General features: G+C 64.1%; 12 protein-coding genes and 1 pseudogene. 6 read left to right on the top strand and 7 right to left on the bottom strand.

The features are described from left to right. Positions 1 to 352: 352 nt before the first annotated feature. Positions 353 to 739 carry a transposase gene (locus ACFPZ3_RS39710; RefSeq protein ID WP_379519516.1) on the bottom strand — a complete coding sequence of 129 codons (387 nt, stop codon included), beginning with the start codon at positions 737 to 739 and terminating at the stop codon, positions 353 to 355. Positions 740 to 878: 139 nt separating this feature from the next. Between ACFPZ3_RS39710 and ACFPZ3_RS39715 the strand changes: the two genes are divergently transcribed. Together ACFPZ3_RS39715 and ACFPZ3_RS39720 are read left to right on the top strand one after the other, a co-directional pair. Next, a complete protein-coding gene (locus ACFPZ3_RS39715; protein WP_379519517.1) occupies positions 879 to 1,937 on the top strand; it encodes a DUF6461 domain-containing protein in 1,059 nt (352 codons plus the stop codon). An 88-nt stretch (positions 1,938 to 2,025) separates the two neighbouring features. Then, positions 2,026 to 2,343, top strand: coding sequence for an ATP-binding protein (locus tag ACFPZ3_RS39720; RefSeq protein ID WP_379519518.1), 318 nt, complete (start codon positions 2,026 to 2,028; stop codon positions 2,341 to 2,343). On the opposite strand, the gene ACFPZ3_RS39725 is transcribed toward ACFPZ3_RS39720, so the two are convergent. Next, positions 2,309 to 2,656 (bottom strand): hypothetical protein, encoded by a 348-nt coding sequence (locus ACFPZ3_RS39725; protein ID WP_379519519.1) that lies wholly within the window; start codon positions 2,654 to 2,656, stop codon positions 2,309 to 2,311. The two genes, ACFPZ3_RS39720 and ACFPZ3_RS39725, sit on opposite strands and share 35 nt — an antisense overlap. A 44-nt stretch (positions 2,657 to 2,700) precedes the next feature. Next, complete coding sequence (locus ACFPZ3_RS39730) at positions 2,701 to 3,159, bottom strand: hypothetical protein (RefSeq protein WP_379519520.1); 459 nt, start codon at positions 3,157 to 3,159, stop codon at positions 2,701 to 2,703. Positions 3,160 to 3,321: 162 nt separating this feature from the next. On the opposite strand from ACFPZ3_RS39730, the pseudogene ACFPZ3_RS39735 reads away from it, so the two are divergent. The 3 genes and pseudogenes from ACFPZ3_RS39735 to ACFPZ3_RS39745 form a co-directional block, all read left to right on the top strand. After that, positions 3,322 to 3,755: pseudogene (locus tag ACFPZ3_RS39735) on the top strand (cytochrome P450); the annotation flags it as partial. Between the two features lie 183 nt (positions 3,756 to 3,938). Beyond that, positions 3,939 to 4,352: a hypothetical protein gene (locus tag ACFPZ3_RS39740; RefSeq protein ID WP_379519521.1), complete on the top strand. Its 414-nt coding sequence runs from the start codon at positions 3,939 to 3,941 to the stop codon at positions 4,350 to 4,352. Between the two features lie 135 nt (positions 4,353 to 4,487). Continuing rightward, positions 4,488 to 8,375, top strand: coding sequence for an NACHT and WD repeat domain-containing protein (locus tag ACFPZ3_RS39745; protein WP_379519522.1), 3,888 nt, complete (start codon positions 4,488 to 4,490; stop codon positions 8,373 to 8,375). Positions 8,376 to 8,541: 166 nt separating this feature from the next. On the opposite strand, the gene ACFPZ3_RS39750 is transcribed toward ACFPZ3_RS39745, so the two are convergent. After that, the gene (locus ACFPZ3_RS39750) at positions 8,542 to 9,153 is read right to left on the bottom strand and encodes an RNA polymerase sigma factor (RefSeq protein ID WP_379519523.1); all 612 of its coding nucleotides are present in this window, start codon (positions 9,151 to 9,153) and stop codon (positions 8,542 to 8,544) included. Positions 9,154 to 10,267: 1,114 nt separating this feature from the next. Between ACFPZ3_RS39750 and ACFPZ3_RS39755 the strand changes: the two genes are divergently transcribed. Then, positions 10,268 to 12,820: an AIPR family protein gene (locus ACFPZ3_RS39755; RefSeq protein ID WP_379519524.1), complete on the top strand. Its 2,553-nt coding sequence runs from the start codon at positions 10,268 to 10,270 to the stop codon at positions 12,818 to 12,820. Between the two features lie 521 nt (positions 12,821 to 13,341). On the opposite strand, the gene ACFPZ3_RS39760 is transcribed toward ACFPZ3_RS39755, so the two are convergent. The 3 genes from ACFPZ3_RS39760 to ACFPZ3_RS39770 are packed head-to-tail and all read right to left on the bottom strand — an operon-like array spanning position 13,342 to position 19,840. Further along, positions 13,342 to 14,910, bottom strand: coding sequence for a class I SAM-dependent DNA methyltransferase (locus tag ACFPZ3_RS39760; RefSeq protein ID WP_379519525.1), 1,569 nt, complete (start codon positions 14,908 to 14,910; stop codon positions 13,342 to 13,344). After that, positions 14,907 to 16,328 carry a restriction endonuclease subunit S gene (locus ACFPZ3_RS39765; RefSeq protein ID WP_379519526.1) on the bottom strand — a complete coding sequence of 474 codons (1,422 nt, stop codon included), beginning with the start codon at positions 16,326 to 16,328 and terminating at the stop codon, positions 14,907 to 14,909. Before ACFPZ3_RS39765 ends, ACFPZ3_RS39760 begins: the two co-directional genes overlap by 4 nt. Continuing rightward, on the bottom strand, positions 16,325 to 19,840 hold the full coding sequence (locus tag ACFPZ3_RS39770; protein ID WP_379519527.1) for a DEAD/DEAH box helicase family protein: 3,516 nt from the start codon (positions 19,838 to 19,840) through the stop codon (positions 16,325 to 16,327). Before ACFPZ3_RS39770 ends, ACFPZ3_RS39765 begins: the two co-directional genes overlap by 4 nt. Positions 19,841 to 20,421: the final 581 nt, after the last annotated feature.

The following is a 20,421-nucleotide window of genomic DNA, read 5'->3' on the forward strand; positions in this document are numbered from 1 at the left end:
TTCGAAGAGTTGGGGACTTCTATCTGGCCACCAGCGGCGACACGCACTTGGCCGTTGACAGGGCCCGACATCATCGGTGGCCCATTAAAGAGCCACCGGGCATCGAAACCATTCTTGGTTGGCGTTGGGCGGTCACTTGGCCTGGCGGTTGCCTGCGAAGGCGGCCGAGCACAGAAACAAGGCCGCATTAGCCTCGATTCTTCAGCGGGCTGGGTTGTGTGAGCGGCTCCGCGGTTCGCCCGTAATGTCCCTGACGCGGTTGGGGCGGGCCGTCGCATGACGCTGCGGGGGCGCCGGGTTCCACGGGCCCGGATGAGGTTCCTTCCTGGATCGTCGCGGTGGGGTCCGGCTCTCAGGTGAGAGCGGGCAGATCGGTGAGGCGGTGCCAGGCCAGGACGAATGCTTGAGCCCAGGGCCAGGTCCGCTCGATGCGCAGATGGCGTCGGCGGGCGTGGGCGGCCAGGCGGGCGGGCAGGTGGTAGAGCCGGTAGCGCATGGTGTCGGGTTCGGCGTGTGCCAAGCCGTCCTGGTCGTGCAGGGTCAGCAGGCGCAGCCAGCAGTCCAGGTCGTGGCCCAGGTTTGCGGCCAGGATCCATCCGGAGTTGACGGACCAGTCCTTGCTGGGCAGGTTGCGCAGGCCCATCGCCTTGCCGACGCGCACCCGGTCCTCCACGACGGCATGGGCGCGGGCCAGGGCGTCCAGCCATTGCGGGTGGTGGGAGTCGGCGATGCCCCACATACGGCCGATGTTTCGTCCCCGACTCAGAAGCACCATGATCACGAAGTAGTCTGCGGAGAATCGGTGGCGGGCGGCCCGGTGAGCCGTCCGTCACTGGTGTCCCTCCACCCGCCGACCACACAGGTGCGGAGCCGTCGAAATGACCGAAGGCCACCAGTCGCTCGATTCGTACATGACCCACCCCCTGTGTCTGACCTGGTGCGATGGCCTCGACGACGAGGAGGTGCTGCTCCTGATCGGCGGGCTGCCCGACACGATCGCCCGGCGTGATTTCCTCGAAACGGTCGCGGCGGCCTATGACGCGCTGCCGCAGCTTTCCGGCGCCGCCCTCGCCGGAAAGCTGGGGCAGTGGACGCTCATCGTCGAACCCAACGGGTTCCAAGGTTCACGCCTGCCGCTGCTGGCCGATCTGTCGAGCGACGGCCGAGCGATGAGCATCTTCTGGAACGTGAACGGCGACGCTCAGATCGCCTACGCCGAGCGCGGGCGGATCATCGCCGTCATCGACCCGTTCGATCCCGAGGAGGGGGATGGCGAGGAGAAATTCCTCCAGCGTTGGGAGGGCGTCGCGGAGCAGGACGGGGATTGGCGGGTTGGCGCGCTGATGCTTGCCGAGACCGTCGTGGGGCAACGCCTCGGCGCGGACTGGTTCGGCGAGCCTCGGCTCAGCGCGATCGTCCAGGCGCCTCCGGATCCTGGCGGTACCGGCACCGATGATGAGCAGGAATTGTACCTGCGGGAACAACGCGCCCTTCTGGCCGAGGACCCGCGATTGGCGGCGCTGGCCGAGCACCCTGCACGGGAGAGACTCAGAGACATGGCCGCGTATACCGCGGAACTGGCGGGCAATCGGGCCGAATTGCCCAGCTCGCTGATCGGAGAGGCTCTCGCAGCGTTGAGAGCGCAGGGCGAGGTGGCTCAACGGGTGAGGGCGCGATTGGAAGATGTCGAGCGCGATCTCCTCGCCCAGTCCGCGGCTCTGCACGATTCCGGGCTTGTGGAGCCGGGTTCGCCGGCGCATCGGCTGATTGTCGAGAGCCGCGGGGTCAGGGTCATGGCCGCGGCTCTGAACGAGGATCCCGCGAGAGCGCTTTGGGAAGCCTTGTGGTACGCGGAGATGCTCCGGTGGGACAGTCCGGACCGCATCCGCCTCAATCTCCTGCGATCCGGTTACGACGAGATCGAGCGGCAGGGATGAGGGCGGGGACTACCTGGTGGAAGTGGCCATGCGCAGGTGCTCACCGGAGCTGTTCGAACCGGTTGCCTTCGACTCGACAGTGTCTCGGTTGATCGGCACGTTGGCGCAGGTCGGGCTGAAGGTGCTGCGGCTGATCCGAGTCGTCGACGACGGCGCCGAGATCGCCGCCCAGGACAGAAAGGTGGTCTTCGACCGCTTCACCCGGCTGGACGCTGCCTACGCCCGTGACGCCAGTGGAACAGGCCTGGGAATGGCGATCGCGCGGGAGATCGCCATCGCCCACGAGGGCACGCTGACCATCGAGGACAGAATGAATCCCCGGCCTGCCACAAGTTTCAGTTGGGATGTCCTAGGACCTCGATCGCCGCAAGTCAGCGCGTGCCGTCGAGAGGCGAGGTGCTCGTGACGTCCTGCGACCGGAGCTTGCTGTACACCGCGTCGAATGTGAGCCCCGCAGTGAAGGCGACCAGGATAATGAAGAACAGCAGGCGGCGCGCACCGGTTCCCTCCAGCAAGTCGGGAGTCGTCGCCAGTTGCGCGGCCACAAACAGCACGAATGCGATAACACCGGCGGTGGCACCGAGCACGGTGGTCCTGATCCAGTCGTCGGCTTGGTCTGAGGCGTTACGGAAGACCGCTCCGCAGGTGGCGGCGAACAGCGGTGCTATGAAGAGGGCGGCGAGCCCGGGCCCGCTGCCTGGCATCCACGAATACGACAAGGGAATCGTCCCCAGGGCCAGCAGAAGCAGCCCGAAGGCGATGATCAGACTTTGGCTGGTGCGCTGGTGCGCTGGTGCGCACGCTTGCGCTCCCTGTCGGCGAGTCGATGGGCGGACAGGCGGCGGGCGTGCTGATCGATCAGAGAACCGGTGATCGCTGTGGCCGCTCCGGGGTGCCAGGGCTCCGCCATGGTGGCTAGCTCGGCGGAAGTGGTGTAGTTGGGTTCCCGGTTCGCGTACGCCCAGATTTTCTCTCCGCCGCCACCGAAATGGGCGACGGCCACGATTGGGATGCGCCGCGACAGAGTGATTAGTCCGGCGATGAGCGTCGACCGGCCACCACCGAGAAGGAGCACCCCGTCGGCGACGAGGATCGAGCGGTAGAAACTGACCTCCCAGTCCGCGGCGGCGTCGGGTTGCATGTCGAACAGCTCGCGGTGATCGGCGACCTCGGGGAAGTGGCCGTCTTTGTGGCCGTAGCGGTCGAGCCAGGACGACTTCATTGAGCGGCATGTGGTCAGCGGGTATGTGGCCTCCGGCCAGGCGATGCCCAGATCAATTCACGCATGGGGGTGGCCAGGTCGGCGGGGTTGGCCTGCCAGCCGGGATAAATCGTTGATCGCGTAGACGGTCACGGTCCGCTAAGTGCACCCGGCTACCAGCGCGAGTTGGCCGCGCTGCGCGCCGACCCTGCGCTCACCGACCGGGCTGTGGAAGACCTGATGTGCTCTATCTGACTGTCGCCAAGACCGTTCATAAGAACGGCACTGGAGGACGTCGAGCTGGCCAGCCGGACCATCAAGGCCAGCACCATGGTCATCTGTCGTACAACACCGCCAACCGCGACCCGCAGCGCTTCCACGACCCCCACGCTCGACCTTCACCGGCTAGACGGCGGCCATCTGGCCTTCGGCCACGGCATCCACCAATGCCTCGGCCAGCAACTGGCCCGCGCCGAAATGCGATCGCCTTCCCCGCGCTCATCAACCGCTTCGCCCTGCGCCTGGCGCCGGAGACCGCCGACATCTACGGGGTCAAGAGTCCCCCGGACACCTGTGACCACGAGCTGCCAGTTTATACTCCCGTTACGATTGGCTAGTACGAGACTTTTTCCACCCGCATGAGCATTCTGCGGCATATGTGCGAATTCGCGATATATGGCTCGGCGTCCGCCGTGCGCCTCGATACTGATTTGCAGACGCTTCTATTGCTTGACCATGAAAGATCAAGTGTTTGTCGTAGAATAGGGAAATGCTGCGCCAGATGGCATGGGGGGCTAGGCATGGATCCGATTGTTATGGCAGCCGGTACCGCGCTGGTGACCGCGATGGCCACCGATGCATGGGAGCAAGTACGGGCAAGAGTGGCGGCGTTGTGGGGCCGCTTCGGCCCCGACCAGGAAAAGACCGTCGAAGTGGAGCTGACCGAAGTCCGCGACCAGGTCTTGGCTGCTCGTCGTGACCATGATGCCGAGACCGAGCAGGCACTGGCTGGGGAGTGGCGGGTGCGCCTGGCACGGCTGCTCAAGCAGGACCCGCAGCTCGCCGTGGAACTGCGGAGCGTGCTGGATGAGGTGCTCGCTCCGGCAGTGCCGGCAGCCGATCGAGACCGAATCAAATCGATCGTGATGAACGCTACGGCTCATGACGAAAGCCGGATCTATCAGTCCGGCGGGGACATGCGCATAACCGAGTAGTCGAGCGCTCCGATTTGTCCATATGTGCCACAAAGTGGCCGATAGACCCTCCGGGCCCGTGGGTGATTATTCTTGTCGGGGGCGAGGTGGCAGATCGACCACGGTTCTTTCCGGACTACCCAGCAGGAGCCAGACGTGTCGGCATCGAGGCCGGATCACCCCGAGGGCAGCCATTTCCAGGCGACGGCCTCCGGCCGGGCCGAGATCACTCAAGTCGGCGGCGACCTGCACAAACACTTCTACCACGGCGTGCGTGAGCGGCGGCGCACCGAACCGGGGACCGTGGTCGACGCCTGCCCCTATCCGGGCCTGGATCCCTTCGGCCGAAACCAGGCACACTGGTTCTTCGGCCGGGACAAACTGATCGGAACCTTAATCGACCGCTTGGACCGGCGGCGCCAGACCGGCGGCGTACAGATGGTGGTAGCTCCCTCCGGCGCGGGAAAGTCCTCCTTACTGCACGCCGGGCTGCTGCCAAGCCTCGAAGACGGGGCACTGGACCACTCGGCCCACTGGCCCCAGACGGTGTTCACCCCTACCGCGACCCCGCTGAGCGCGCTCGCCGCCTACCTAGGCCCGGTCATCTCCTCGCTGACCGCTGCCACCCCTGCCGCCGTACAGGAAGAACTTGCGGCTGATCCGCGGCGGTGTGTTCCGATGCTGGCGCACGCCCTGGAGGCAGCCGACGGTCCCGACGCTGCCAAACGGGTCGTGATCGTGGTGGATCAGTTCGAGGAACTCTTCACCCAGTGCGCCGACGAGCCCCAGCGGGCCACCTTCATCACACTCCTCGCCGACCTGGCCGCACCACGCGTCGATGCCGCTGAGCAGGCGAGACCTCCCCACGCGTTCGTCGTGGCCGGGCTACGGGCGGATTTCTATGCTGACTGTGCCCATTACCCCCAGCTCCGGGACGCGCTGGAGGACCGGCAGCTGCTGGTGGGGGCGATGTCGTCCGATGAGCTGCGGGAGACGGTCATATACCCGGCGTGCGACGTCGGGCTGGACATCGAGGACGGCCTAGTCGAGCTGCTTCTGAGTGATCTGGGAGCCAGCACCGGTGAGAGCCAGGCCCCCGGCTATGAGGCAGGCAGGCTCCCGCTGCTGGCCTACGCCCTGCGGCGCACCTGGCAACAGCGCAACGGAGCCGTGCTCACCGTGGCCGGCTACCGGGACGTCGGCGGGATCCGCGGTGCCATCGCCGACACCGCAGAGGAAGAGTTCGCCGACCTGAGCGACGCCGGACAGGACATGGCCCGGTGGTTGTTCCTCCGCCTGGTGAAAATCGGCGACGGCGGGACCGACGATGCCCGCAGGCGCCTGACCCACGCCGAGGCAGTAGAGGCCAGCCCCGACCCGCGAACTACCGCGGCGGTCGTGGACGTCTACACAGAGCAACGCCTGCTGACCCGCCAACACGACACCGTCACGGGAACCGACACCGTCGAGATCACGCATGAGGCGCTCCTGCGCGGCTGGCCACGGCTACGCGATTGGATGAACGATGACCACTCCGGCCAGCTGATCCGCCAGAGCCTCGAAGAAGCCGCGACGGACTGGACCCGCAGCAGACGCCACGACTCTTCGTTGCTTCTCCGAGGAGACCGCTTGGGGAGCGCACGTTCCTGGGCCGGCACCCCGCCGCGTCGTGACCTCAGCCCCGCCGCCCAGGCATTCCTGACCGCCTCCACCCGTTACCAGCGCCGCAGCCAGAGGTTGCGCACCGGCGCCATCGCCGTATTGACCGTACTGGCCCTGGTGGCCAGTGGCGCCGCCGTCTTCGCCTTCCAACAACAACGCGAAGCCGAGCGCCAGCAGCGCGAGGCGATCCGCCAGCGCGACCTGGCGACCTACCACCGCACCCTCGCTGAAGCCGACCGGCTGCACAACATCGATGTTTCCTTGTCCGCGCAACTTACGCTGGTCGCCCACCGAAGGAGGCCGAGCGAGAGGCCAGGCGGTGAGACCTACACCCGGCTCCTCTCCACCCAGAGCACACCATTGAGCCAGCCGCTCACCGGCCACACCAGAGCCGTCCTGTCGGTGGTCTTCAGCCCGGACGGCAAGACCCTCGCCAGCGCCAGCCAAGATCGGACAGTGCGGCTGTGGAACCTGACCGATCCCGCCAAGCCTGTCCCACTCGGACAGCCTCTCACCGGCCACACCGGCTCAATCTTGTCCGTGGTGTTCAGCCCTGACGGCAAGATGCTCGCCAGCGCCAGCCAAGATCAGACAGTGCGGCTGTGGAACCTGACCGATCCCGCCAAGCCCGTCCCACTCGGACAGCCTCTCACCGGCCACGAGGGCCCCGTCTGGTCAGTGGCATTCAGGCGGGACCGCAGAACCTTGGCCAGCGCCGGAGAAGACGGGACGGTGCGGCTGTGGGACCTGAGCGATCCGAGCAAACCGACCGCACTCGGACAGCCCCTCACCGGCCACAGCGGCCCCGTCGACTCGGTGGCGTTCAGCCCGGACGGCAGAACCCTGGCCAGCGCCAGCGTCGATGAGACGGTGCGGCTGTGGGACCTGAGCGATCCGAGGAAAGCCACCGCACTCGGGCAACCCCTCACCGGCCACACCGACAGCGTCAACTCGGTGGCGTTCAGCCCACGCGGGAAAACCCTGGCCAGCGTCGGAGACGATCAGACGGTACGACTGTGGAACGTAAGCGATCGGAGCAAACCCGCCGCACTCGGACAGCCTCTCATCGGCCACACCAGCGGCATTGATGCGGTGGTGTTCAACCCCGACGGGAAAACCCTGGCCAGCGCCAGCCTCGACGGGACGGTGCGGCTGTGGAACCTGAGCGACCCGAGCAGAGCCACCGCACTCGGGCAACCCCTCACCGGCCATACCAACAGCGTTTGGTCGGTCGCATTCAGCCCGGACGGCAGAAACCTCGCCAGCGCCAGTCTCGATCGGACGGTGCGGCTATGGAAGCTGGCCGATCCCACCAAACCCACCACGCCGGGACAAACCCTCATCGGCCACACCAGCTCAGTCGGCGCGATAGCGTACCGCCCCGACAGCAGAATCATCGCCAGCGCCAGCGACGACAGGACACTGCGGCTGTGGAACCTCACCGATCCCACCAGACCCGCCGCACTCGGACGGCTCCTCACCGGCCACACCGGTGCCGTCAGCTCGGTGGCGTTCAGCCCCGACGGCAAACTCCTCGCCAGCGCCGGCCTCGACGAGACGGTCCGGCTGTGGAACGTGAGCGACCCGAGCAGAGCCGCCGCACTCGGACGGCCCCTCACCAGCCGAAATAACGGCGTTTGGTCCGTGGCGTTCAGCGCAGACGGCAAGATTCTGGCCAGCGCCAACGACAATCAGACGGTGGGGCTGTGGGACCTGGCCGATCCCGCCAAGCCCGCCGCGCTCAGAAAACCTCTCACCGGCCACACCAACCCGGTCATCGCGGTGGCCTTCAGCCCGGTCGGCAGAATCCTCGCCAGCGGTAGCCTCGATCAGACGGTGCGGCTGTGGAACCTGAGCGATCCGAGCAAACCCGTCCCGCTCGGAAAACCCCTCACCGGCCACACCAGTGGCATCAACCTGATGGCGTTCAGCCCGGACGGCAAGCTCCTCGCCAGCGCCAGCAACGACGAGACAGTGCGCCTGTGGAACCTGAACGATCCGAGCAAACCCGTCCCGCTCGGAAAACCCCTCACCGGCCATACCAGCTCCGTCGAGTCGGTCGCATTCAGTGCGGACGGCAGAACCCTGGCCAGCGCCAGCCTGGATCAGACGGTGCGGCTGTGGAACCTGAGCGATCCGAGCAGACCCGCCGCACTCGGGCAACCCCTCACCGGCCACACCGCTTTCGCCCGCTCAGTGGCGTTCAGCCGGGACGGCAGAACCCTCGCCAGCGCCAGCGACGATCAGACGGTGCGGCTGTGGGAAATCCGCCTGGACCACGTCATACAGCGCATCTGCGCTGCGGCCAGGAACACCCTCACCCCTGCTGCCTGGCAGCAGTACGTCGGAGAAGACATCCCTTACGATCCGCCATGCGCATGAGGACGTAAGCGGGCGCTCGCATCCGGCCATATGGTTCTCCTCCGACGGGCCGTTTCCCTGCATGACTCCGTCGACGGAGACTTGCGTGGTGGTCGTCAGTTACATGATCGTGGTTCCCCTTTATTGGTTGGTCGTCGTTCGGTTCGACCGGGTCACCACACCGATCTCATCGCGCCCGTCGTGTCTGCAGGAAGGTTCGTTCGGTGTCGTTCGTGGCCAGGGTGATCGCCTCGTCGTAGGCGGCGACGGCCTCGGCGGTACGGCCGAGGCGGGTGAGCAGGTCCGCGCGGGTGGCGGGCAGCAGGTGGTAGCCCGGCAGGTCCAGCTCGTCGACGGCGGCCAGCGCCGGCGCCGGTCCGTGCACCTCGGCGACGGCGACCGCGCGGTTGAGCGCCACGATCGGGGTCGGGGCGTGCTGCAGCAGCTGGTCGTATAGCGCCAGCACCTGCGCCCAGTCGGTCGCCGGTCCGTCGGTGTGCACGGCGTTGATCGCGGCCTGCAACTGGTACGGCCCCGGCTGAGCACGGCGCAGGCACCGGCGTACCAGATCATGTCCTTCGGCGATCAGCTCCCGGTTCCACAACGACCGGTCCTGCTCGGCGAGCACCACCAGCTCACCCGAAGGCCCCACCCGCGCCGGCCGCCGGGCCTCGGTGAGCAGGAGCAGCGCCAGCAGCCCGATCACCTCCGGCTCGTCTGGCATCAGCTCGGCCAGCGCCCTGGCCAGTCGAACCGCCTCCAGGCACAGATCCGTCCGCAGCAGACGCTTTACTGCCACTGCGGAGCAAGAACACGACCCTCAAGAGGGCCACATGGCGGCAATCAATGCTCCTACACCGCCTGCTAGCGTAGGGAACAGCCAGTAGGCGCGCGGGGTCGAGCCGAGCGCTAGGGCGGCCTTCTCCCCAGAACACCGCGGCGATGGTGACGGTGAGGCCGAGCAAATTGAGCGCTGAGTCGCTGCCGCGGACCCACCCGCCGCGTTCCTCGTAAGCACGATTAGAAACTGCGGCACCTGCTTTAGGAGAGCGCTAGCGATACGAGTCGGCCATGTACTCTGACCTGGGCAGATGCCCTGGAGTGCTGGCAAGCCTTGCAAGATCAGCCCCGGCATGTCCCAACGCCTGAAGGGCGCGGGCTTCACCGTGCTCGGGGGTCAATTGTCCGGAGTGCAGGAGGCATCTCAGCACGATGGGGGATAACCCCTAGGTGCCGGTGCCTCACTGTGGTCGCTACGGAGATATGAGCCCGTGTGGGCGCTCCGGCAGGAGCCTTAACGACCACGGTGAGCGTCTCGTCACCGATCAATGGCGTTCTGCTAGTTCTGCGGAATCTCCACTCAGGGTCAGTATCCCGGGTTCGACCGCCGGGTCGTCGCCTCCCACTGGAGGGCGGGTCGCGAACTCGCATACACGTGTGCAAGGGCGACGACCATGTGCCCCGCCTCGCCCCGCAAGGCATGGGAGGCCGGTTGGGGAGCTTCCGGTATTCGGCGCGCTCCTGCTGGCCCCATACCCGACCTGCCAGGCGAACATGTGAGCGATGCCGCCCAGGTCCGCCGCGGTGGCCTACGAATTCAACCTGTATACCATCATCTACTTTCTGGCAGTCCACGCGAACGCGACCGACTCGAGGCGAGCCCAGGGTTCCCTCTCCATACCTTCAGTGATCTTCGTGACCAGATTGTGTCGTTAGTGGTCGTCAAACGATGTCCCGAATGCTAGGAAAGCCGTCAGCCTGATCATGCAGACTGATGAAAGTGGGTTTGGGGCAGGCATGGGGTGGCGCGCCACTGATAGCACCACGCTTGGGCAGCCTAAGCTCGTATGACAGATTTGGCGAGTTAGATAAGGATGAGGTAAGGATCAATGGGGTCGAAGATGCCGTCGAGGATGCCGCGTGAAATCCGTCAAATCAAGGATGCCCTCCACCGGGAGTTCGACGAACTGATCGACATGAGCGACTCCACGACGAAGTCACCTGAAGAGTTGGAACGCAAATTTCTCAGTCGTGCACTGGCCTGCCTAGTCGCCAGAAAGCTGACTGGTTGGGACAGATATGCAGCGGCGGAGACGTTGATCGACGGCCGGGACGAGCTTGGGATCGACGCCGTCGTGGTCGATGAAGAAAGCGCTCGGGTCTGGCTCATCCAGAGTAAATGGAGCGATCGCGGAACCGCAGGTTTCGGTATCGCGGAGGCGCTAAAGCTTATCGAAGGGCTTGACCACATTGACGATCATAACTTTTCACATTTCAACAGGGCATTCCAGGAGAACGCTGTAGAACGTATCAAGAGTGTCTGGCGAGATTTCCGGCTGCGGGTCACGCTGGTGGTTGCGCTGACCGGATCGGACGAGCTACACCCCGATGTGGAACGTCGTTTCTTGAATGCGAAGAAAAGATATAATCGCAACGACCCCGTGCTCAACTTCGAGACCTGGGGTACCGGGAAAGTCTGGAAAATTGTTAGAGACGACTTCGCGGAACCGGCGGTTAACTTGACCGTTAAGTTGGACAAGTCGATGCATATGGAGGATCCGTTCGAGGCGTATCAAGGGCGCGTTTCAGTGGCCGAGGTCGCGCAGTGGCTTGAGGACAACGGAGATCGGCTCTTCGCGCAGAACATTCGTAAGTCGCTAGGCCTTACAGAGGTGAATCACAAGATGGTAGAGACCCTGCTGCACGACCCTACCGACTTTTGGTATTTCAACAACGGCATCACGATCTTGTGCGAGTCGCTGCGGCGGGAGACGTGGAGCAAGGCGTCCCAGGGACCCATCGAACTCCACCTCTCCGCAGCGAGCGTGGTGAACGGTGCCCAGACAGTAGTTTCGATCGCTGAGGCGATGCAGCGTGATCCCGCCGCCACCGAGGCTGGTCACGTCGGAGTGAGGATCATAACGACGCAGGACTGCCCGGAGGGCTTCGGTGATCGAGTCACTCGCACGACAAACACTCAAAATCGCGTAGAGAAACGCGACTTCGTCTCGCTGCACAGCGAGCAGCTGGCCATCCGACAGGACTTCGCAATAGATCTCGGGAGGATCTATACGATCAAGCGAGGAGAACCAGATCCTGCTCCAGAGGCCGGATGCTCGGTCGTGCATGCAGCGATCGCCCTGGCGTGCGCCCATCGGAACCCGGAACTGGCCATACGAGCCAAGCAGAATATTGATCTGCTCTGGGAGGAGGGCGAGAAAGAGGCGTACAATCTGCTGTTTCGCGATAGCCGGCCAAGCGCCTACCAGATCTGGCGATCCGTTCTCGTGCTTCGCATGGTAGGCGCCGCGCTTCAAGAAGGCCAAAAGGAGCGGGAAGGCCGCGCGCAAGCAGTGGGCGAATACGGCGACTACCTCATCACCCACATCGTCTTTCAGCAACTCGACGACAACAGCATCGACGATCCGGATCATCCCTGGGAGAGCAAGGAGCTCGAGCGAGTGCCTTCACTGACGTACGAGGTGCTCGCCTGGCTCGTCCACCATTGCGACGAATCCTTCGGCACGGGCTCGTCGGTGCGCGGCACGTTCCTTGATATGGAACGTAGTGCACAACTGGCCGCACTTGTGACGACCTCCCTCCGCGACGGCTCCACCGGCCCTGCCCTCCGTCCCGAATACCGGCGCAGCAAGCCCAACCCGCGGATGCGACGGCCTAACGCCGTACCCACGCTCGTTGACGCGCAGCGCATTCCGCCAGGAACAATTCTTGCTTTTACAGCGCCCTCTCGGACCGAGAGGGAAGCGTTGGCAGACTGGATCGCTGACGATCCTCGGCGTGCGCAGGCCGCCTGGATTAACGACCGTTCCGCGCCGCTTCTATGGTCCGCAGACGGTCGGCAATATTCTCCCTCCGGCCTAGTCAGCACGATGTGGAAAGAAGCCAACTGGGAGACGGCTCCGGTGTCCGTCCAAGGACCAAGACGGTGGGTAGTCCCTGGCGAGGGTACTCTCTGGGAATTGGCTCTGGACGTGCTGGCCGAGCGTAGCGACCAGCATGGCAGTAAGAAGAAGTGGACGGCGCGCCATTTGGAAGCGGCCCTTGTCAAAGCGCCGGAGACGGTCCGGGCCATATTCGCTGCGCTCCTAGCACATGCTGAGCGGTCGCAGGCGCGGATTGTCTCCAACAGTGCCAGTTATCCAAGTATTTCGGCGCACTATCCAGTAGCCGGAACACCGCGCCCGATGTTCACTATCGGTGTGGAAGGCGTCGACAAGGCGAACCTATACTTTAGTCTCGGCGCGCTGAGCCGATACGTAAGCCATGAACGGGTGTCACGGTTCGCAACGGCCCTAGAGGCACTGCCGCCGCTACGACCTCAACTCAAGGCCGCCCGCGCGAAGAACTTTAACGCATGGCCGGGCCTCTTCCTGATGGATCTGGCCGACGTGCCCAACGCCCAAGAAATCATCTTCGCCGCCATCGAAGAAGTCCTCACCTCCTAACAGCGTCGCTGCAACGCCCGACTCAAACTCGAAGAGCAGAAGCCTTGCGGGGGCATGAACGAGTCGCGCGACCGGGAGAACTCGCGAGCCCCCAACCTTCTGATTCGTTTGATCCGCCTGAACGCGGTGATCCACGGCTGATGCAACTACTTCCGGCGCGGCTCGTCCAAACGGGGCGGCTGCGTAATCGGCACGGTGGCATGTCGTGGAAGAAGGTGCGGACCCGGCTCATGAACGACGGCTGGGAGATCTTCGCACAGGGAATCGCCCTACTGGACGCGGCTGCAATCCCGGTCACCTGGTATCGCCGGTGGCGCCTGGACATCCGACATCCTGGCCACGACAAACAGAGCCATCCCCAGCGGCATGAACCTGTGGAGACCCGCCCTACCACAGGCCGGGTTCGGGGCGGGCCGAAGAAGCGGATCAGCCGCAGGGCCGACACCGCACGTCGGTCCGACCCCACAGCCGATCACGCAGACCCTTCCGGCGGTCGCCAACCTCACCTACAGATCATGGGCTTAAAGAGGCAGCCCGGCCTCTAGCTCGTCCACCACCGGCTCACCCAGAGCCTCGGCGATGGCTGCGAACTCCTTGAGCGCGGCCTGCAAGTCATCGACGATCTCACGGGCGATCACGGCTGGTGGGAGCAAGCTGTCCGTGTCCTCCAGCGCCGGGTCCTTGAGCCAAGTGATGTCCAGGTTCACCTTGTCGCGCTTGAGTAGCTCCTCGACGTCGAACATCTTGAACCGCTCGGACTCAACCCGCTCACTGCGGGGCTTGCCCGGCAGGTACTTGGCGACGAAGGCATCCAGGTGGGCGCGGCGCATCGGCCGAGTCTTGAGGGTGAAGTGCTCGCCGACCCGGCAGTCGTAGACCCACAGTTTTGAGGTCCATGGCTGGTTGTCAGTTCGTGGGTTCTTCTTGTCGAAGAAGAGCACGTTCGCCTTCACGCCGCCGGCGTAGAAGATCCCGGTTGGTAGGCGCAGCAGCGTGTGAACGTCGAACTCCTTGAGCAGTCGTCGCCGGATCGCCTCCCCGGCTCCGCCCTCGAACAGCACGTTGTCCGGCAGGACGACTGCTGCCCGACCGTCGATCTTCAGCACCGACATGATGTGTTGCAGGAAATTGAGCTGCTTGTTCGTTGTGGTGGAGCGGAAGTCGGTGCGGTCGTAGGAGATGTCCTCCTTGTCCAACCGGCCGTCCGAACCGTATACGGTGATCGAGGACTTCTTGCCGAACGGCGGATTGGCCAGCACCAGAGAGACCCGCTCGTCGCCCCTGGGTTGCTTGGCCAGCGCGTCGCGTACGTCAATCAGGGATGGGCCGTCGCTCGTGCCAACCCCGTGCAGGATCATGTTCATCGCGGCCAGACGCGCGGTTCCCGGAACCAGCTCGACACCTCGAATCGCGCCGGAGGACAGATGATCCTGCTGCGCCTTGGTCATCCGACCCTGGTACTTGCGTGCGATGTGCGCATGCGCGGAGATCAGGAATCCGCCAGTGCCACAGGCCGGGTCCAAAATTGTGTCATCTGGAGTGGGCTGCGTGACCTCGACCATCGCGTCAATCAGCGGGCGCGGGGTGAAGTACTGGCCCGCGCCGGTCTTGACGTCCTCGGCTCCCTTTGCCAGCAGGCCCTCGTAGGCATCGCCCTTGATATCGACCCCGGCAGCAGCCCACTCCTGCTTGCCGATCAGATCGACGGCGAGCTTCTGGAGCTTCGCGGGATCTGTGATCTTATTCTGGGCTTTGGCGAAGATCGTGCCGAGGTTTGTGTTCGGATTCTTCCCCAGCTCGATCAGAACGTGCCGGTAGTGCCGCTCAAGCTCCTCGCCCTTCTTCGCGACCAAGGAGGACCAGTCCAGGTGCTCCGCCACGAGCCGCTTAGGGGCATCGGCTAGATCATTCTTGTACTGCTCGTCTGCAATCTTCAGGAAGAGTAGGTACGACAGCTGCTCTACATAGTCGATCGTCGAGAGGCCATCGTCGCGTAGCACTGTGCAGTAATTCCACAGCTTTGCGACAAGCGAGTTGGTCTCGGCCTGCGCTACGGCGGAGGCCGTACTGGACGGCGTTTTGATGGTCACAGCGCAAGCTCTTCCTGGATGCCCGTGGGCACGATTGCGGTCTTCGGCGGGTCGATCATTTTATTAGCGGTAGGGGGCTTCCGAGTTCGGGCTGTCTTTGGCTGGCTGTCGCGTTCGATCTCGATCCGCTTGAGCAGCTCTGCCGCTGGCTCGTCTGCCAGGTCCTGCGGGACCAGTTTCCCGGCGAGAGCCTCGGCAAGTAGCGAGCGTCGAAGACTCTCTGAACGCTGCAATGCGAGAGTAAGAGCGTAGCCGAGGCGGAGCAGTCCTCGGTGAGCCTCATCGAATTTCTCAACCCGTCGTTGCTGTTCCGCGAGATCAGGCAATTCCAGTGGTACAGCTTTGAGGTCACGACCAGAGATGCCGGCCTGACCCGCGGTAGTTTTCACTGCTTGTCGGATGAAGTCTCGAGATCTACCTGCCGAACACGCCAACGCCACATATCGTGGATTAGCGTATGATTGGTTAACCTCAACCCGGATAAGCTTGTCGGGATATGTCAGCGATTCAATTCCATCAGGCACAACAGCACAGGAACCTACATATTCTGGATTGCCGTTGTAGCGCGTGAACAGCAAATCTCCTGGATTTAGAAGTGCGTGAGATGGCAGATCCGACCTGGAGGAAATTGCCGTGTACCGAAGATCTGTGAGATCGAGAGCCAAAGCTCGAACGGCCCCAATGCGAAGAATCGGGATTCCAATGGGATCTGTGCCCGGCCTAGAGATAGAAATTCCATTTCGAACCTGCCGCGCAATTGCCCCAAGGGTGGTACTTGTCATGCTTGGATGAGGTTGACTAGTAATGGCAGACATCAGACGCGTGCGCAAACGGATGAGGCGTCGCGAGCTATCAATCAGTGCTCGTGATCCTGCATCGAGTCGGGACAGGTGGTCTTCGAGGGATTCGACGATCCGGTACTGCTCGGCAAGGGGTGGGAAGGGAATCTCGATATCGGATAGTGCGTTCTGCGAGATATTCCGCATGGATTCCTGCGCGCCGGTGGATTTCGCTGATATCTGCTCGCGCACCAAAGGAGAGGCCAGTGTATGAACTAGCCAGCGGCGGTTGATTTCCTTGCTTGGTATTAGGCGGAGGCTCTTGTCCGACAGTAGCAAGCGTGGACGGCACGGCCCAACCAGAACAGGTGCGCCGACATATGCTTCAGTGTTGGCTCGGCTGACTAGAATGTCACCCGGCTGAATCTCAAATCTGGGATCAGGAGCACGGTATGCGGGGACGGCCTTGTTTTCATCCTCGTTGAACTTGCCCCACGTCATGGCACTGACTTTGATGATTCCCCACTCATCAGGTTCGGCGCGACGTGGTTCACAGGTGTAAGATTTTCCGGCTTCGATTTCGAGCAGGATGTCACCAAGCCGGACTGTTGCCCACCCATCCGGTAGTTCCTCGCTCAAGCCAGCTCTCTATCCATCTCGGCGATCAGGGCACGGGCGCGGTCTCGGCCGCCGAAGTCCCGGATCAGGCCAGCCTGCCCGCCACGCTGGGTAAAGGGTACGCCCTTGATGTCTTCCACCGTGATGCCAACGCCGATTGCGACGGTGTCGCGGATCTGCTCCAGCCACCATAACTGATCAGCGGTGAAGCGTGCTCCGGCTTGTTCCTGGCGAGCGAGCCAGCCCACGAAGCGTTCCTCGATCACGCAGCGATACGGCTTGAGCTCGGAGTCCATCCCGAGTTCGTAGCGAATCAAGCTGACAAGATCGGGCAATTCCGCGTTCCCTCGGGGTGAGGCCGCAGTCTTGTCGAGGATTTCGTATGCGTCCCACAGGATGTCAGGAGTCCAGACGTGCGGAGGCCGGCGGATCCGGGCGGCGAGGTCTTTCAGCTTGGCCAGCGCATCGTGCCCACCGCCCCTGGACTCGGTCAGAACCTGGATCGCGGTGATCTCGTCGCGGTGCTTCCCCAGAAAACCGCGCCAGGACTGGACCGTGGAACCAGCTCGCTCTTCGCGCGGAATCTCGACGAGGCTGAGTACCTCGTCCTTGCTGGTCTCGTCGTAGGTGATGTCATGGTGACGGCGAATCTCCAGGATCCGATCCCGGTAGGGCGGGTTCCCGGTCAGCGGCGCGATCGCGTCTTCCACCAGTTTGCGAGCGGCGACCTTACCGCCCGCTTCGTGCACCTTCTCCTGGACGTCCGGGTCGATCGCGGCAACGATCGCGCGGGAGAGCGCCGAGATAGAGACCCCGCCTCCGACGGTGGTGAGTTCCTCGCGTTCCTCAGGGGTGATCTGCTGGTTGAGCCGGGCCAGACGACCGGCCAGCGTGGCGGCCTCTTTTATATCGATTGCCTTGGTGGCGCATTTCTGGAGCAGCTTGTCCAGGCTGATCTGCTTATCGGTGGCGGCCGTCAGCGGTTGGGCGTCCACGAGCGGGGAGTCGGTGACGCCGACCGCGTCGAGCAGGATGAACCGGGTCTTGGCGATATCCGTGTTCGCTCCGGGGGTGACCTCGCGGAGTTCCTCGGGGTCCAAGGTCCGCGCGCCGCGGCCTTTCATCTGCTCGAAGAGTACGGCGCTGCGGACCGCACGCAGGAAGATGACGCATTCCAGGGCACGGACGTCGGTACCGGTCGCGATCATGTCGACCGTGACGGCGATGCGCAGGGCGGCGTCATGCCGCAGATCGTTGATCAGGCTGTCAGGGTTCTTGCCCGCCGCCCGCACCTTGTACGTAATTTTCGTGGCGAACTCGTCGCCCTGACCGAAGACCTGCTTGGCGAGGTCGAGCACGTCCTCGGCGTGGTTGTCGTCGGCAGCGAAAACGAGCGTCTTGGGCAGTACTTCCCGGTCGGGGAACCATCGCCGCCAGTTGTCGCGGTAGGTCGTGAGCACAGTGCGGATATGGTCTTCGGCGATGACCGTGCGGCCGAGCTGCCGGTTAGAGTACACGAAGTCGTCGTCGAGCTGCTCCAGGCGCTGCGCACGAGTCTTGCGGTTGCGGACCTTGACCGTGGTGCCCTCGTCGATCAGCGAGCCCTGTTCGCCGATCCTCGTTGACAGGCGCACCACGTCGAAGTCGACGTTCACCCCATCGGCGACCGCCATCTCGTAGGTGTACTCCGACACCAGGTTCTGATGGAAGAACCCCAGAGTCTGCTTGGTCGGGGTCGCGGTCAGTCCCACGATGTGCGCGTCGAAGTAGTCGAGCACTCCGCGCCAGAGCCCGTAGATCGAGCGGTGGCACTCGTCGACCACGATCAGATCGAAGGATTCGGGCGGGACCTGCGGGTTGTATTCGATGCTGACCGGAGCATCCGCCTCGTACGACACGTCGCTCTCGTCAGCGGCGTCGTCCGCCGCATCGTCGTTGACCACGGCTTCGCCGCGCAACAGCGCGTACATCTTCTGGATCGTGCAGATCAGTACGCTGGAGGAATCCTGGACGCGCTCTCCAGCCAGGCGCTCGACGTTGTACAGCTCGCTGAACTTCCGGCCGTCGTCCGGGGTGACGTAGTTGCGGAACTCGCCGAGGGCCTGGCGGCCGAGGTTGTTCCGGTCTACCAGAAACAGCACCCGCCGGGCCTTGCCATGCTGGAGCAGCCGGTAGGTCTCGGTCACGGCGGTGAACGTCTTACCCGCGCCGGTCGCCATCTGGATCAGACCACGCGGAAGGTCGTTGGCGAGGGAGGCTTCCAGACCGGTGATCGCCTCGCTCTGCGCCTGGCGCAGCCCACTGGTCTCCAGTGCTGGCAGGTGTTTGAGGCGGGCCCGATAGGTGGGGGCATCCGGGCGCTCATCGGCCTCCCGCATCCACCCGGCGATGGTCTCCGGGCGGTGGAAGGAGAAGATCCTGCGGGTGCGGGCCTGCGGGTCCAGGCGGTTGAGGAAGACCGTCTCCGTGCCGGTGCTCGCGTATCGGAAGGCGAGCGGCTCTTCCTCGCGCCACACCGCAAGAGCATGCTCTTTCGAGGCGCCGCCGGCGTACCGGGCGTTCTGCGCTTGGGCCGCGCTCAGGGTCTCCCCCTCCCGCTTGGCCTCGATCACCCCGACGATTTTCCCGTCGACGTACAGCACATAGTCCGCCGGACCGGAGGCGAGGCGGAACTCGCGAACCGCGACGCCGCGCCCGGCCATCGGATTGAGGTCCTTGCGGTCCTGGACCAGCCAACCGGCCTCGATCAGCATCTGGTCGATCACCCGCCGAGCCTGAACCTCGTTCAGCGGCGCGGGGCGCAGCGCCCGCTCCACGATCGCCGCACGGGCCGCGGAGGAAACCTTCCTCGGCTGAGCCGTGAGCGCACTGAAGTTTGCCTGCTGGACCGCTTGAAGTTGCGCCAACTCCGCCAGTAACGCCTCGTTCTGCGCCCGCAGTTCCTCATGCCGGGACTGGGCGTTCGCGATCAGGGACTCAGCCACCACCCGCGCCCGCTCATGTTCCTGGGTGAGATCGGCGATCTGGCTCAGCTTCAGCTGTGACTCGGCCAGAGCCGCTCGGTCCCCGTCGAGAGCCTCGCGAAGAGCGGCCAGCTCAGCCGGATCGGCAATCGCCGGCTCGGCCGGGGGAACAAAGCCCTCTACCGTGCGGTCTCCAGACAGCGCCCGGTGCAGCCACACGCCCAGTTCCCAGGCGACCCGGATCCCCTCCAGGGCGCGGGCGGTGTCGAACATATGCCGGTGCGTCGCCTGATTGCCCGTACGTCGCAGCGTGTCGAACGCGCTACGGACTTTCGGGGTCAACATCCCCGCGTTAGCCAGCGACGCAATCCGGTGAACCTGAAGATCCCCCGCCACCCTCAGGCCTGAACGGGTGATCAGCTCTTCGGCCAGCACCTCCCCAAACTGCCGAGTATGGATTAACGCGGCATTCGAGTCGGTGAACACCACCGCTTCGGCCTGGGCTCCGTACAGCGCGAGCAGCGGGTTGTAGCCGTACAGCCGCCCGAAGTTCGCGGAAGAGCGCGCCAAGTTAGCCAAACGTATGTCCACGTCGCCCTTATCCGCCGCTACATCGTGACAAAAACTTGCCTCGCATCATACGCAACTCTGGATCTACACGCTTCCCCGTTACGTAACTGACGACCTTCGCTATTTAGGCGGAGCGATCACCCTGCTCGGCTGATCGAGAACGTGGTCAGGCGCGTGTGGACGGTGGCGCGGATGAGCTGATGTGTGGGGACGTTGCTGTCAGCGATGCTGTCACTTCAGCCATGGTCACCCGGTGCCGGGGCCCGACGAAGGAGGGTCTCGGCGTCGATCGCCCCAACCACGGTCGGTGATGCGCGAAGTGAGCGATCGTCACGGCCTTGGCTGGCGACAACGTGTCCCGCGCAAGTAGCCAAGTGCCGCCTACTTGCAAACGGGGGCCCGTTACGACGTGGAGATCTCGTGACCCTAGCCAGATGGCAGATGCTGAGCACTGGTGTGTGATCGCGTGAGGCGGTGTTGCTCTCGACAACGCCGCAGGCCACTAGACCCGAGGAACGGATGCCCGGCGGCAGCGCAACCTCCTCGCGTGCTGGCGGGTGCAGTCATGGCCAAGGCTGGAC

The sequence above is a fragment of the Nonomuraea insulae genome (assembly GCF_042656245.1).

What these genes read in the sequence shown, in the direction of transcription:
- ACFPZ3_RS39710 (WP_379519516.1), bottom strand. Translation starts at nt 739, where the DNA reads ATGTGGGGCATCGCCGACTCCCACCACCCGCAATGGCTGGACGCCCTG.
- ACFPZ3_RS39715 (WP_379519517.1), top strand. Translation starts at nt 879, where the DNA reads ATGACCGAAGGCCACCAGTCGCTCGATTCGTACATGACCCACCCCCTG.
- ACFPZ3_RS39730 (WP_379519520.1), bottom strand. Translation starts at nt 3,159, where the DNA reads ATGAAGTCGTCCTGGCTCGACCGCTACGGCCACAAAGACGGCCACTTC.
- ACFPZ3_RS39740 (WP_379519521.1), top strand. Translation starts at nt 3,939, where the DNA reads ATGGATCCGATTGTTATGGCAGCCGGTACCGCGCTGGTGACCGCGATG.
- ACFPZ3_RS39755 (WP_379519524.1), top strand. Translation starts at nt 10,268, where the DNA reads ATGCCGCGTGAAATCCGTCAAATCAAGGATGCCCTCCACCGGGAGTTC.